The sequence below is a fragment of the Pseudomonas sp. B21-009 genome (assembly GCF_024749345.1).
Taxonomy (GTDB): domain Bacteria; phylum Pseudomonadota; class Gammaproteobacteria; order Pseudomonadales; family Pseudomonadaceae; genus Aquipseudomonas.
The window spans coordinates 5,739,950-5,754,220 of the sequence record NZ_CP087199.1 but is presented as its reverse complement, the minus strand read 5'-3'; the positions used below and the strand labels follow the sequence as shown (position 1 = coordinate 5,754,220).

The 14,271-nt window shown below is 63.8% G+C and carries 9 protein-coding genes and 1 pseudogene; 5 read left to right on the top strand and 5 right to left on the bottom strand.

Going from position 1 to position 14,271, the window contains the following annotated elements; all coding sequences use genetic code 11:
* The first annotated feature begins 171 nt into the window (after positions 1–171).
* Positions 172–1,842, top strand: a complete 1,671-nt coding sequence (locus LOY34_RS26645; protein WP_195885312.1) for a bifunctional diguanylate cyclase/phosphodiesterase — start codon at positions 172–174, stop codon at positions 1,840–1,842.
* 28 nt (positions 1,843–1,870) lie between these two features.
* Here the strand turns inward: LOY34_RS26645 and LOY34_RS26640 are convergent, their stop codons facing one another.
* Positions 1,871–3,262 carry a NorM family multidrug efflux MATE transporter gene (locus LOY34_RS26640; protein WP_093378066.1) on the bottom strand — a complete coding sequence of 464 codons (1,392 nt, stop codon included), beginning with the start codon at positions 3,260–3,262 and terminating at the stop codon, positions 1,871–1,873.
* 155 nt (positions 3,263–3,417) lie between these two features.
* On the opposite strand from LOY34_RS26640, the gene LOY34_RS26635 reads away from it, so the two are divergent.
* Both LOY34_RS26635 and LOY34_RS26630 read left to right on the top strand, forming a co-directional pair.
* The gene (locus LOY34_RS26635) at positions 3,418–4,362 is read left to right on the top strand and encodes a LysR substrate-binding domain-containing protein (protein WP_045199635.1); all 945 of its coding nucleotides are present in this window, start codon (positions 3,418–3,420) and stop codon (positions 4,360–4,362) included.
* 155 nt (positions 4,363–4,517) lie between these two features.
* Entirely contained in the window at positions 4,518–6,497 is a 1,980-nt protein-coding gene (locus tag LOY34_RS26630; RefSeq protein WP_093378075.1) for a methyl-accepting chemotaxis protein, read from the top strand.
* A gap of 96 nt (positions 6,498–6,593) precedes the next feature.
* On the opposite strand, the gene LOY34_RS26625 is transcribed toward LOY34_RS26630, so the two are convergent.
* Together LOY34_RS26625 and LOY34_RS26620 are read right to left on the bottom strand one after the other, a co-directional pair.
* Entirely contained in the window at positions 6,594–7,991 is a 1,398-nt protein-coding gene (locus LOY34_RS26625; RefSeq protein ID WP_195885311.1) for a VOC family protein, read from the bottom strand.
* 95 nt (positions 7,992–8,086) lie between these two features.
* Entirely contained in the window at positions 8,087–8,983 is an 897-nt protein-coding gene (locus tag LOY34_RS26620; RefSeq protein ID WP_038998061.1) for a LysR family transcriptional regulator, read from the bottom strand.
* A gap of 135 nt (positions 8,984–9,118) precedes the next feature.
* Here LOY34_RS26620 and LOY34_RS26615 point away from each other — a divergent pair, with 135 nt between their 5' ends.
* Both LOY34_RS26615 and LOY34_RS26610 read left to right on the top strand, forming a co-directional pair.
* Positions 9,119–10,609 carry an aldehyde dehydrogenase family protein gene (locus LOY34_RS26615; RefSeq protein WP_195885310.1) on the top strand — a complete coding sequence of 497 codons (1,491 nt, stop codon included), beginning with the start codon at positions 9,119–9,121 and terminating at the stop codon, positions 10,607–10,609.
* Between the two features lie 118 nt (positions 10,610–10,727).
* Positions 10,728–12,014 carry an FAD-binding oxidoreductase gene (locus LOY34_RS26610; protein WP_045200959.1) on the top strand — a complete coding sequence of 429 codons (1,287 nt, stop codon included), beginning with the start codon at positions 10,728–10,730 and terminating at the stop codon, positions 12,012–12,014.
* A gap of 3 nt (positions 12,015–12,017) precedes the next feature.
* Here the strand turns inward: LOY34_RS26610 and LOY34_RS26605 are convergent, their stop codons facing one another.
* Entirely contained in the window at positions 12,018–13,448 is a 1,431-nt protein-coding gene (locus LOY34_RS26605) for a mechanosensitive ion channel family protein (protein WP_195885309.1), read from the bottom strand.
* Positions 13,449–13,503: 55 nt separating this feature from the next.
* Positions 13,504–14,154, bottom strand: a pseudogene (locus LOY34_RS26600) (ATP-binding protein); the annotation flags it as partial.
* Positions 14,155–14,271 lie beyond the last annotated feature (117 nt).

Genomic DNA, 14,271 nt, shown 5'->3' with positions numbered 1-14,271 from the left:
ATCTAAATTTGCCGCATTTGATACTTTCCCGCAGGATGCGTGGCGAAACCTGCGGGATGTCGGCAATGGAATGGCATGACTTTAAGTGAAAATCATTTTCATTAATGGTTTAGGATACGCATTCTCGCTGCCCATCGTCATTTGACTGTGTCTACGTCCTAAGGAGCCAGCTTGTCTACGCCCGTCGAACCCTTGCGTTTGCTCCTGCTGGCCGATGAGCCGGAATGGGCCATTGTGTTGCGCGAGTGTCTGCTGCCGATGGCGGGCCAGGCGGTATTGCTGACCGCTCCGAACTGGGAGGCGGTCGACAGCCTGTTTGCCAATGACCGCAATGCGCTGGTGCTGGCGACCCCGCAACTGCAGCCGGCGCCCGGGCGCTGCGTGCTGCCGATGGTGCTGCTGCTCGAGCATGAACCGCAGGTGCCGCCGCCGGGTGTCAGCGACTGGCTGATTCGCGACCAGCTGACCAGCAATATCCTGCGCCGCAGCCTGCGCCATGTCCGCGAGCGCGGCGTCCTCGAAGCGACCCTGCAACGCCTGGCCGAACAGGACCCGCTGACCGGCATCGCCAACCGCCAGGGTTTCCAGACCCTGCTGGCTGCGCGCCTGGCCGACAACGAAGGGCGCGGCGTCGCCCTCGGGCACCTGGACCTGGACAACTTTCGCCATGCCAACGACGCCCTCGGCCACCAGGCCGGCGACCGGTTGATCCTGCAGGTGGTGGGCCGGCTGAAGAGCCAGCTTGAAGCCGGCGACCAGGTTGCACGTCTGGGCAGCGACGAATTCGCCCTGTTGATCGATACCCGCCGCGAGCCGCAGCGCGCCGAATGGATGGCCGAACGCATCACCGAAGCCCTGGCCGAACCTTACTGGATCGACGGCGAAAGCCTGTTGCTCGGCTGCAGCCTGGGGGTTGCCCACGCCCGCGCCCAGGGTGGCGCCGACCCGCTGATGTGGCATGCGCACATCGCCATGCAGCAGGCCAAGAGCACCCAGGGCTGTACCTTTCACGTCTTCAACGAACGCATCAACCGCAACGCCCGCAGCCTTGCCGACCTGGAAAGCGAGCTGCGCCGGGCGCTGCGCCGCGACGAGCTGGAGCTGCATTACCAGCCGCGACTGAACCTGGCCGACGGGCGCATTGTCGGCCTCGAAGCCCTGGTGCGCTGGCGCCATGCCGAACGTGGGCTGCTGCCGCCCAGCGAGTTCGTACCGCTGGCCGAGCAGAGTGGGCTGATCGTGCCTTTGGGCTACTGGGTCATCTCCCGGGCCCTGCGCGACATGCAGGCGCTGCGTGAGCAGGGTCTGGCGCCGTTGCACATGGCGGTGAACCTGTCGTTTCGCCAGTTCCAGGACAGCCAGCTGTTGGCGACCCTGAGCCGGCTGATCATCGAACACGGCGTCGATGCCCGCTGGCTGGAATTCGAACTGACCGAAACCGCCGTGATGCGCCGCAACGACCTGGTCAAACAGACCATGGACGCCCTTGGGCGCCTGGGCGTGCGCTTCTCGCTGGACGATTTCGGCACCGGCTTTTCGTCGTTCGTGCACCTCAACAGCCTGCCGATCACCTTGCTCAAGGTCGATCGCAGCTTTGTCGGCGGCATGGAGCAGCGTGAAGAAAACCGCAAGCTGGTGCACGCGATGATCAACCTGGCGCACAACCTCAACCTCGAGGTGGTGGCCGAGGGCGTGGAAACCCCGGAGCAAATGGACCTGCTGCGCAGTTTCGATTGCGATCAGGTGCAGGGGTTTCTGATCAGCCGGCCGTTGCCGATTGATGCGTTGATGGAGTATTTGCTGCGCGGGCCGGCGCAGCAAGCAGCATCGCGGGTCATGTAGGAGCGGGCTTGACCCGCGATGGGGCCCTTCAAACCACTGAAGCAGTCACCTTGTTCACCCCAGCGGCACTGCCCAGCAAGCGCTTCATCCGCCATTCGAATGCCAGGGTCAGGCTCACCGCCGCACACGCCAGGCCCAGCGCCAGCCCCCACCACACGCCTACCGCGCCCAGGCCGAGGTTGAAGGCCAGCAGCCAGGCCGCCGGCGCACCGATCACCCAGTAACAGAACAGCCCGACCAGGAAGGTGGTCTTGGCATCCTTGAGGCCTCGGATCGAGCCCATGGCAATGGTCTGCACGCCGTCGAACAGCTCGAACCAGGCGGCGACCATCAACAGGCTTACCGCCAGCTGGATGATGTCGGCAAAGGCCGGGTCACCGTGGTCGAGGAACAGCCCCACCAGCGGGTCTGGCAGCAGCCAGAAGAGGATGGCGAACATCAGCATCATCGCCGCGCCAAAACCGATACCCACGCGGCCGGCATGCCGTGCCCCCAACAGGTTGTCGGCGCCGTAATAGAGCCCTACACGCATGGTCACGGCGTACGACAGGCCGGCCGGAATCATGAATGCGGTAGAGACGATCTGCAGGGCGATCTGGTGCGCGGCAAGCTCGGTGCTGCCGAGCACGCCCATGCACAGCGCGGCGAAGGCGAACAGGCCGACCTCGACGGTGTAGGTGCCGCCAATCGGCAGGCCCAGGCGCCACAGCTCACGCAAGGCTGGCCACGACGGGCGGCTCAGGCCCTGGCGAATCGGGTAGGGTGCATAGGCCGGGTGCCAGCGGATATACAGCGCCATGGCCACGGCCATGCAGTTGGCAACGATTGCGGTCACCAGGCCGATGCCCACCAGGCCCAGCTTCGGCAGGCCGAACATGCCTTCGATCAGCGCATAGTTGAGCAGGAAGTTGGCCACCGTGCCGATCAGGCTGATGACCATCACCGGCGTCGAGCGGCCAATGGCGCTGGTAAAGCCGCGCAGGGCCATGAAACTCAGGTAGCCGGGCAGGGCGAAGGGCAGCAGCAGCAGGAACTGCGCGGCCGCCTCGACGTTGTTCGGGCTCTGGCCGAGCAATAGCAGTACCGGCTCCAGGTTCCACAGCGCCAAAGCCGCCACCAGGGCCATGACCCAGGCCAGCCACAACCCGGCCTGGGTCAGGCGGGTGGCGCCGGCGATGTCGCCAGCACCCTTGCGAATCGCCACCAGGGTGCCGACGGCGGCGATCACGCCCAGGCAAAAGATCGACACGAACGAATAGCTCGCCGCGCCCAGGCCGCCACCGGCCAGGGCCTGCGGGCTGATGCGGGCCATCATCAGTGTGTCGGTGAGCACCATCAGCATGTGCGCCAACTGCGAGGCAATCAGCGGCCCGGCCAGGCGCAGCAAAGCCTTGAGTTCTTGGGTAGGCGCAGCCTGCATGGAGTCGTCCTTTTCTTACGCGATAGATTCAAAGCGTGAAAGTCTGAGGCTTGGTGCGGTTATCCACAAAAGGATAATAGCGATGGTTGGCATGATTAAAACTCATGGGAGTATGATCCAGTCGATTGCCTGTGGATAACCCGGAGCCCGCCGCCATGTCTCGCCGTTTACCGCCTCTGTATGCACTGCGGGCCTTCGAAGCGGCGGCCCGGCATAGCTCGTTCACCCGCGCCGCAGATGAGTTATCGATAACCCAGAGTGCCGTCAGCCGGCACATCCGCACCCTTGAAGAGCACTTTGCCTGCCGTTTGTTCGTGCGTAATGGCCGCAGCTTGCAACTCAGCGAAGCGGCGCGTTTGCTGTTGCCAGGGGTGCGCGAAGGCTTTGCCGCGCTGGAGCGGGCCTGCAACACCCTGCGCAGTGAAGACGACATCCTGCGCATGAAAGCCCCTTCGACCCTGACCATGCGCTGGCTGCTGGCGCGCCTCAGTCGCTTTCGCCACCTGCAGCCGGGCAACGAAGTGCAACTGACCAGCGCCTGGATGGATGTCGATCATGTCGATTTCAACCATGAGCCTTTCGACTGCGCGGTATTGCTCAGCGACGGTCACTTTCCGCCGGACTGGGAGGTCAAGCGGCTGTTTTCCGAGCTGCTCATCCCGGTAGGCGCGCCCGAGCTGCTCAAGGAAGGGCCGTGGGACGAGCGGCGCCTGGCCGGTGTCGAGCTGCTGCATCCAACCCCCGACAAGCGCGACTGGCGCAGCTGGCTGGCGCGCATGGACCTCACCGACAAGGTGTCGCTCAAGGGCGGCCAGGTATTCGATACCCTGGAGCTGGGCATGATCGCCGCCGCTCGCGGTTATGGAGTGTCCATGGGCGACCTGCTGATGGTTGCCGAAGACGTCGCCCAGGGCCGCCTGAGCCTGCCGTGGCCGACAGCGGTTGCCAGCGGCCTGGATTACTACCTGGTCTGGCCGCGAACCCGCCCCGGTGGCGAGCGGCTGCGGCGTCTGAGCGACTTCCTGCAGGGCGAGGCGGATTCGATGGACCTGCCCAAGGTTCAAATTCTGGGGACATCAGCGGCAATCGGAGCGAGTTGACCGTTTGCGCAGGATAACCCTGTTGCACGCTCAAGTATTGCGTCAGGCCGCCGAAGCAGAGGCATCAGAGCCACGCCTAGATGGTTCGATTCCCGTATCGATGCGGACGGTCAGCGTGATCAGGACGATCCCGGCCCCTCTTGCCAGGAGCTTCCATGTCTCAACCCCGTGCCCGGATTGCCTCGCAACTCGGTATCGCCCTTGCCATCGTGCTGGCTGTGGTGATTACCGGTAGCACCCTGTTTGCCCTGCGTTCGCTGGACAACGCCAACCTGAATACCCGCCAGGAACACCTGGCCAGTGAAGCGCGCCTGCTCGCCGATCAGCTCGACACTTTCCACAGTACCCTGCGCGAAAGCACCCAGCGCCTCAGCGGGCTGTTCGAGAAGCGCTTTGCTGCCGGTTTGCAGTTGCATCCAGGGGAGTCGGTGACGGTTGCCGGGGTTTCCACGCCCGCGCTGTACCTGGGCGAGCAACTGCTCAACAACGACTTTCGCCAGGTGGATGATTTTCGCCAGATGACCGCAGGCGTTGCCACCTTGTTCGTGCGCAGCGGCGACGACTTCATTCGCATCAGCACCTCGCTGACCAAGCAGGACGGCAGCCGCGCCATTGGCACCCTGCTGGATCGCCAGCATCCGGCCTACGCGCGCTTGCTAGCCGGTCAAGCCTACGTTGGCCGGGCCAACCTGTTCGAGCGCGACTACATGACCCAGTACACCCCGGTGCGTGACGGCAGCGGGCGGGTGATTGCGGTGCTGTTTGTCGGTTTCGACTACACCGACGCGCAGAAGGCTCAGTTTGCCAACCTCGGACGTTTTCGTATCGGCCAGACCGGTTCACTGGCCTTGCTCGACGACAAGCAGCACTGGTTGGTGCCGCCAGCAGGTGTGCGTGCGGACAGTCAGGCGGCGCAGGCGCTTGCCGGGTTCACTGCGGGCGAAGGGCGTTTCTGGCATGACGGCGTCGAAGAGCTGTTCAGCGTGACCGTGGCGTTTGCCGGCGGGCCGTGGACGGTGGTGGCAAGCATGCCGAAGGCGGAAATCCGCGCAGTGACCTGGAGCGTCGGCACGCGCCTGGCCATCGGCAGTTTGCTGGCGATGTTGCTGGCGGTCGCCGCCACCCTGTGGCTGTTGCGCCGCCGTCTGCGCCCCTTGGCTGACCTCTTGCAGCAGGCGCAGGCCCTTGGCGCCGGTGACCTGCAGGCGCGCTTGCGGGTATCGAGCGATGACGAAATCGGCCAGTTGGCGCACAGTTTCAACCAGATGGGCGAAGCCCTGGCGAGCATGGTCGAGCACATTCGCGCAGCAGCGGAGCAAGTCAGCAGCCGCGCCCAGGCCTTGTCGGGCATGTCCTCCGGGGCCTGTGAGGGCATGGAGCAGCAGTCTGGCGAAATCACCAGCATGGCCGGCGCTGTCGAGCAGTTCAGCGCCACCTCGATGAACATCGCCGAGAACATGGGCAGCACCGAACGCATGGCCCAGGACAACGTCCAGCAAACCCGCATTGGCCGTGCCTCGATGGACCAGGCGTCATCGTCCCTGGAGCAGATCGCCAGCGCCCTGGCCGGCACCGCCACGGTGATCGACACCCTGGGCCTGCGCTCCGAAGAAATTGGCGGCATCGTCGGCGTGATCACCTCGATTGCCGAGCAGACCAACCTGCTGGCCTTGAACGCTGCCATCGAAGCGGCGCGGGCCGGTGAGCAGGGCCGGGGCTTTGCCGTGGTTGCCGACGAGGTACGCAACCTGGCCTCGCGCACCCGTCAGGCCACCGATGAAATCTCGGCGATGATCGGCAGCATCCAGCAGGAAACCGGCAATGCCATCAGCACCATGGAGCAGGGCAACCGCCTGATGCAGGAAGGCCTGGAGCGCAATGCCAAGGTTGCCGCAGCGCTGGCGCAGATCGATGAGCGCAGCCGCTCGGCGGGGGAGCAGTTTGCCGCCATTACCACCGCTACCCAGGAGCAGAGCAGCACGGCGAACGTGCTCAGCCGCAACCTGCAGAGCATTGCCCTGGCCAACAGCGAGCAGCATGAGGTGGCGACTAACCTGGCGGCTACCGCGCGTGAGCTTGAGGGGTTGGCGGGGCAGTTGCGGCAGGAAGTGGACAGGTTTCGGGTTGGGCGGTGACGCCATCGCGGGTCAAGTCGAGGCGTCGCACCGCCGCTCCTACAAAGTCTGTGGGAGCGGCGGTGCGACGCCTCGACTTGACCCGCGATGAGGCCCTCAAAGCCCAGGCATATCCAGCGCCTGCGCACAGGCCATCAGCGAGCGCCGCTCACTTTCGGCATACAACGCCAACTCATCCTGCACCGGCTTGCCCAGCGCCTGTTCGAAGGCGTCGCGGTTGGCGTTGCTGCCGTACTCGCTCTGCGCATCATCACCCAGATTCGACTGGAAGATTCCCGCCGCACTGACCGGCAGAAAGTCCTCGTACACCAGGGCCTCAAAGTGGATATGCCCGGCATCGATCAACGCCTGCAGTGACGTCGGCCGCTGAGCATCGCCACGGGTTGCCAGGCCACGCTCGGTGGCAAAGTAGCGGAAGTACGCCAGCCCCTGCTCGCGCATCTGCGCCAGGTCATCGGGGAAGGCCTTGAAACTGTCGCTGAGCAGGCTCATATAGTGCTCGGCATTGGCCTCGGCCGGCACACCACCTAGCGCCGCCCGGGCGCCATCGAGCAGTTGGTCGTAAAGCTCGCGGCCCTTCGGCGTCAGCGCCGCACCCCGTTGTTCGATCTCGCCAAAGCGCGCGGTATGGCTGCCGCTGCCTTCCCCGTGCTGGTCAGTGAACGCGACCTTTTCCTGCAGCGCCTTGAAGCTGGTCTGACGCAGCAGTATCGGGCAGCGGCGCGGTGGCGGCCCTTCGATCACGGCTTTGGGCGGAATGCCCTTGGCCGGCATGCCCAGCTGAATGGCATCGATGTCCAGGGTGCGTGGGGTCAGGTGATTGATGTGCGGGCCCTTGAAGGCCACCACATCGGCAATCAGGCGGTGCTGGTCGTGCAGTTGCTGGTACTGCTCGGCGGTCACCGTGGCGTCCCGGTGCCAGCGGAAGGTATGCAGGGCTTCGTCGACAAACGCCTGGGCATCGTCGGCATTCAGGCCGCCAGCACGCTCGAACTGTTCGATCAGTTGCAGCGCGCGCGGAGTGAAGATCTGCCGGCGGGCAAGAATCTCACGCGCCAGTTCACGCAGCGCCGGGTTGTCGATCAGTTCCAGGCGCAGCAAGGAGGTGAAGACCCGGAACGGGCTGATGTGCAGCGCTTGCTCGTGCACGGCGCGAAAGGCGGTGGAATGCACCGGCACGCCGGCTGAGCTCAAGTCGTAATAGCCTACCGGCAGCATGCCCATCACCGCGAACAGGCGGCCGATGGTCGCCAGCTCTTCGGCGCTGCCGACGCGAATGGCGCCGTGGCGTTCCTGGTCGAGGCGCTCGATTTCGCCGGTCCAGCGCAGGGCCTGGGCAACTTCGGGTTGCTCAGCCATCACCTGCTGATTGATTTCGCTCACCAGCGACAGCAGCGTGCCGTACAGCGGCACTTCTTGCTTGTACATGAGCGACATGGCGGCCGAGAACTGCGCGCGAATGCTGTCCGGGCTGACGAAATCTTGAGCGGGCATCGAAAGCTTCCTGGTAAGTGGGCACCCTTACATGAAAGCGAGGAATGCAGTACCTGCACAAGCGAAAAAAAGTCGATGCGTCATTCCAAAAATTATCAATCTTGCCCGGCCAGCTCAGCGCGAATCCAGTCGACCAAGGCGCGCACTTTCGGCACCTCGGCGGCATGCTCGGAAAACGCCAGGAAATGCGCGCCATTGCTGCGCATGCTGTGCTGCCAGGGCACGACCAGTTTGCCTTCGGCCAGCTCCTGGGCCACCAGGTAGCGCGGTACCAGGGCCACGCCGCAGCCGGACTGGGCAGCACTGAGGCTCATATAGAAGGTGTCGAAGCGCGGCCCGTGATAGCTATGGGCCGAGTGCAGGCCTTGCTCCAGGAACCACTCATGCCAGGCCTCCGGGCGCGAGGTGCTTTGCAGCAGCACCAGTTCGGCCAGTTCGCTGGCGTCCTTGAGCGTGCGCCCCTGCAACAGCTCTGGCGCACACACCGGCAGCACTTCTTCACCGAACAGCTCGATGCAGGTCGCGCCAGGCCAGGTGCCCTGGCCAAAGAAGAACACCACGTCGGCGGTCGCCTGCAACAGGGCGAAGGGTTCCATTTCGTTGCGGATGTCGAGGTGGATGTTCGGGTGCTGCTTGCCGAAGCCCTTGAGGTGCGGAATCAGCCAGCGCACGCCAAAGCTCGGTTGAGTGGCTACCTTGAGGACTTCGGTCTGTTCGCCGTAGGACATGATGTAACGGCTGGACATATCGACCTGGGTGAGAATCTTGTTGACCTCGGCCAGGTACAGCGCGCCTGCTGGTGTCAGCTGCAGGCGCCGACGGATGCGCAGAAACAAATGATGGCGGAGCATCTCTTCAAGCTGGGCCACCTGCTTGCTCACTGCGCTCTGGGTCAGGTGCAGCTCCTCGGCGGCGCGGGTGAAGCTCAGGTGCCGGGCGGCAGCCTCGAAACACTGCAGGGCGGCCATCGATGGCACCAGACGTTTGGACATAGCGGTCTCTAAGCCAGTAGATCATTACCTGGCGGAATGATATGCAGAATAAAGGTCGTTTGTTGCGCCAGAGTGATCGGATTAATACTGATCCCTATCACTATTTCAACCACTCATCGCATGCAGGAGAAGAAAATGGTTGATGGACTGCTTGACCGCCTCGGTGTCCCGGCCACTGCCTACACCCACGGTAACCATCCCGTTCACACCCCTATCGATGGCAGCGCGATTGCCGCGGTGCACCTGGAAAGCAAAGCCCAGGTAACCGCCAAGATCGATCAGGCCGAAAAAGCCTTCCAGGCCTGGCGCAACGTCCCGGCCCCACGCCGCGGTGAGTTGATCCGCCTGTTCGGCGAAGTATTGCGCAAGCACAAGGCCGAGCTCGGCGAGCTGGTGTCGATCGAAGCCGGCAAGATCACCCAGGAAGGCCTGGGCGAAGTGCAGGAAATGATCGACATCTGCGACTTCGCCGTCGGCCTGTCGCGTCAGCTCTATGGCCTGACTATCGCCTCCGAGCGCCCGGGCCACCATATGCGTGAAACCTGGCACCCGTTGGGCGTGGTTGGAGTGATCAGCGCCTTTAACTTCCCCGTCGCGGTCTGGGCCTGGAACACCACCCTGGCATTGGTGTGCGGCAACGCCGTGGTCTGGAAGCCGTCGGAGAAAACCCCGCTGACCGCGCTGGCCTGCCAGGCGCTGTTCGAAAAAGCCCTGAAAGCCTTTGGTGATGCGCCAGAAGGCCTGAGCCAGTTGATCATCGGTGATCGTGAGGCCGGCGAAGCGCTGGTCGACGATCCGCGCGTGCCGCTGGTCAGCGCCACCGGCAGCACCCGCATGGGCCGTGAAGTCGGCCCGCGGGTGGCTGCACGTTTCGGCCGCAGCATCCTCGAACTCGGTGGCAACAACGCGATGATTCTTGCACCGAGTGCCGACCTGGATCTGGCCGTGCGCGGCATCCTCTTCAGCGCCGTCGGTACTGCTGGCCAGCGCTGCACCACCTTGCGCCGGCTGATCGTCCATCGCTCGATCAAGGACGAAGTGGTTGCTCGGGTCAAAGCCGCCTACGCCAAGGTTCGTATCGGCGACCCGCGCAAGGACAACCTGGTCGGCCCGCTGATCGACAAGGCTTCGTTCGAAGGCATGCAGGACGCTTTGGCGCGCGCCCGCGATGAAGGCGGCCAGGTGTTTGGCGGCGAGCGGCAGATTCAGGACCAGTACCCGAATGCCTACTACGTGGCCCCGGCGATCGTCGAGATGCCTGGCCAGAGCGCCGTGGTTCGTCATGAAACCTTTGCACCGATTCTCTACGTGCTGGCGTACGACGAGTTCGAAGAAGCCCTGCGCCTGAACAACGAAGTGCCGCAAGGTTTGTCGTCGTGCATCTTCACCACCGACCTGCGCGAAGCCGAGCGCTTCCAGAGCGCCGCGGGCAGTGACTGCGGGATTGCCAACGTCAACATTGGCACCAGCGGTGCGGAGATTGGCGGGGCGTTTGGCGGTGAGAAGGAAACCGGCGGTGGCCGTGAGTCGGGCTCGGATTCGTGGAAGGCCTACATGCGCCGGCAGACCAATACCGTGAACTATTCCCGCGAGCTGCCGTTGGCGCAGGGGATTGTCTTCGACTGAATACCGAGTCGGCCCCATCGCTGGCAAGCCAGCTCCCACAAGGACCGCTGCTCCCTGTGGGAGCTGGCTTGCCAGCGATAGGGGCATCACCGCACAAGAATAAAACAGGAAGCCGGCCATGCCAGAACTGCGTCAACAATGCCTCTGGGAGCACGTCACCCAGCCCGCCGCGCCATCCCGTGTGCTGAGCGCCGAACTCAAGGCCGATGTGTGCATCATCGGCGGCGGCATCACTGGCCTGTCGGCAGCCATCCACCTGCTTGAGCAGGGCAAGTCAGTCATCCTGCTCGAAGCCTGGAAAATCGGCCACGGAGGTTCCGGGCGCAACGTTGGCCTGGTCAACGCCGGCACCTGGATTCGCCCGGACGACGTCGAAGCGACCCTGGGCCAGAAGCAAGGCAGCCGCCTGAACAAGGTGCTGGGCGAAGCGCCGGGCGAGGTGTTCGCCACCATCGAACGCCTGGGTATCGACTGCCAGGCGCACAACAGCGGCACCCTGCACATGGCCCACAACGCCACCGGCGTTGCCGACCTCGAAGCCCGTCACCAGCAATGGAGCAGTCGCGGTGCCGATGTCGAACTGCTGACCGGGGCAAAGTGCGAAGAATATTGCGGTACTGACAAGATTTCCGCCGCGCTGCTTGATCGCCGCGCCGGCACCATCAACCCCATGGGGTATACCCAGGGCCTGGCCGCAGCGGTCGAGCGCCTGGGCGGGCAGATCTTCCAGCAGTCCGCCGTGCAAGGCCTGGAGCGTGAAGGCAGCAATTGGCGAGTGAAAACCGCCCAGGGTTCGGTCAGTGCCGACAAGGTGGTGATCTCCACCGGCGCCTACACCGAGGGCGACTGGACCAACCTGCAACGCCAGTTCTTCCGCGGTTACTACTACCAGGTCGCTTCGGTACCGCTGCAAGGCGCCGCTGCCGACAACGTGCTCAAGCACGGCCAGGGTTCATGGGATACGCGCACGGTGCTCAGCAGCATCCGTCGCGATGATCAGGGGCGGCTGTTGCTCGGCAGCCTTGGACGGGTCGACAACAAGCCGGCCTGGTTCATCCGCAGCTGGGCCGATCGCATCCAGAACCATTACTTCCCGCAACTGGGCAAAGTCGAGTGGGAAATGCATTGGACCGGTTGCATCGACTTCACCCCGGACCACCTGATGCGCCTGTTCGAGCCAGCGCCGGGCATCGTCGCCGTTACCGGCTACAACGGCCGTGGCAACACCACCGGCACAGTGATCGGCAAAGCCTTCGCCCAGTACCTGTTGTGCGATAACCCGGATGCCTTGCCGATTCCGTTCTCGGCAATGAAACCGGTGTCGGCGCCGGCGCTGCGGACCGGCTTCTACGAAACCGGGTTCTCGCTGTATCACGCCGGGCAGTGCTTGCGCGTGGTGCTCTGACCGCTACTTGTGCAGCCAGCTGAGAAAGCCGCCTTTCTTGATGGCTGCAGGTTTTTGCTCGAGCAGTGACTGGCGGGTTTGCTGGCGGATGCGTTGCAACTTGATCAGTGCGGTCTTGACCTCGGTGCGTTGTTCCAGGCAGCTGCGTACTTCGTCCTTGTCGATACGGTAGAGGATGCAACTGGTCAGGGTGCGGAACTCGGCAGTGGAGTCTTCCGCTTCGAGCAGGCCTTCCACCCCCAGCACCTCACCCGGGCCCATGCGCCCGGCTTCGAGCTGCTTGTCACCATCACTAACACCCACCGACACTACCCCGGTGCCAATCACCAGCAGGTAATCCGAGCTGTCGCCGACGCCGAGGATCACCTGGTCGGCCAGGTATTCCACAGCGGTCATGCGCTGGCTGAGGTTGTCTTTTTCCTCGTTGCTGAGCGAACGGAAGATGCGCACGTCTTCGAGCAGGGCGCGCTGACGGTTCCACACCTGGCCTTGCTGGGAGTCGCTGTTCCACACTACGCCGGCGGCTTCCAGGTGCCGGTGGGCGAGGTCGAACATATGGTTGCGCACCTCGGTCTTCTGGCTCATGGCACTGACAAAGCCGCTGGCCTCGTACTCCACCGACTCCAGGCTTGAACTCTTGATCGTGGCTTTCGGTGCCGGGCTGGTCAGCAAGGTACGTGTGCCTTGCAGGGTTTTTTCCAGGGCATCGAGCACCCGTCGCGGGCGTACCTTGGCCGGCACCACGACGCTGATGGAGACGCCATGCACATCGCTGGGCTGGCTGAAATTAAGCAGCTTGGCCTTGGCCGCCACCGAGTTGGGAATCACCGCCATGCTGCCGTTGCCAGTCAGCAAGCGGGTGGCGCGCCAGTCGATCTCGATGACCTTGCCTTCGGTGCCGTCGATGCTGATCGAGTCGCCGATCTGATAGGGGCGGGTGGTGTTCAGCACAATGCCGGAGAACACGTCGCTGAGCGTGCTCTGCAGCGCCAGGCCGATGACGATCGCCATCACCCCCGAGGTTGCCAGCAGGCCTTTGACCGGCAACTGCAACACATAGGCCGCCGCAGCCACAATGGCCACCAGGAAAATCACCGCCCCCAGCACATCCTGCAGCAAGCGCCCGGTGTGGCCGCTACGGGCCACCAGCACCAAGCCAATCACCACCGTCGCGGTACGCGCCGCAAACAGCCACCAGGCAATCCCCAGCACCGTAGCGAGCAGATTGCGCGGCACATCCTCAACCCAGGGCGCAGGTTGTAGCGGGCTGATCCCGGCGCTGATCAGCACCCAGGTGAACAGCGAAAACACCAGCAAACGCGCAGCGATGCGCCAGGGCCGGCGATTGACGGGTATCAGTTGCCAGAGCGTGAGGTCGAGCACGATCAGGGTAATGCCGAGCAACAGCGGGTAACTCTGGGCGAATGCGAACATACCGGTCTCGGTGCGGTGGGCTGTTGCCAAGTTAAGAGCAGAATGCGGGCAATTACTACTGGTTGCTCGGGCGATAGTGCAGCGCTTCAGCCAGGTGCCCGCGTCCGATGTTTTCAGCCTGTTCCAGGTCGGCCAGGGTGCGCGCCACCTTGAGCAGGCGATGGGCGGCGCGCAAGGACAGGGTCAGGCGTTCGCAGGCGCTTTCCAGCCAGCTCTGGTCGGCTGTGGATAACCCGCAGTAATGGCGCAGGCCGGGCAGGTCGAGGAAGGCGTTGGCACAGCCCTGGCGCTGTTGCTGGATGTCGCGGGCGGCGGCGACTTGCGCGGCAATGGTGGCGCTGCTTTCGCCGTGGCTGCTGTTGGTGGACAGTGCCGTGGCTTCGCGGGCGACGGTCAGGTGCAGGTCGATACGGTCGAGCAGGGGCCCGGAGAGTTTGTTGCGGTAGCGCTGGATCTGTTCGCTGCTGCAGCGACAGCGGCCGGTGGGGTCGCCAAGATATCCACAGGGGCAGGGGTTCATGGCGGCGACCAGCTGGAAGCGCGCTGGAAAGCGGATTTTGTCCTTGGCCCGGGCGATGACGATTTCGCCGGATTCCAGCGGTTCGCGCAGCACTTCCAGTACCCGCCGCTCGAACTCCGGCAGCTCATCGAGGAACAGCACGCCGTGATGGGCCAGGGTTATCTCTCCTGGTTGCGGTCGGCTGCCACTGTAGGCTTCCGAAATAGATGAGAAGTGGCTACGCTAGAGGCCGCTACTGGCCATCAAACCCTTCTGAAATTACTGAGAAAAATATCGGTAATAAGTGAGACCAGATCGAAAATG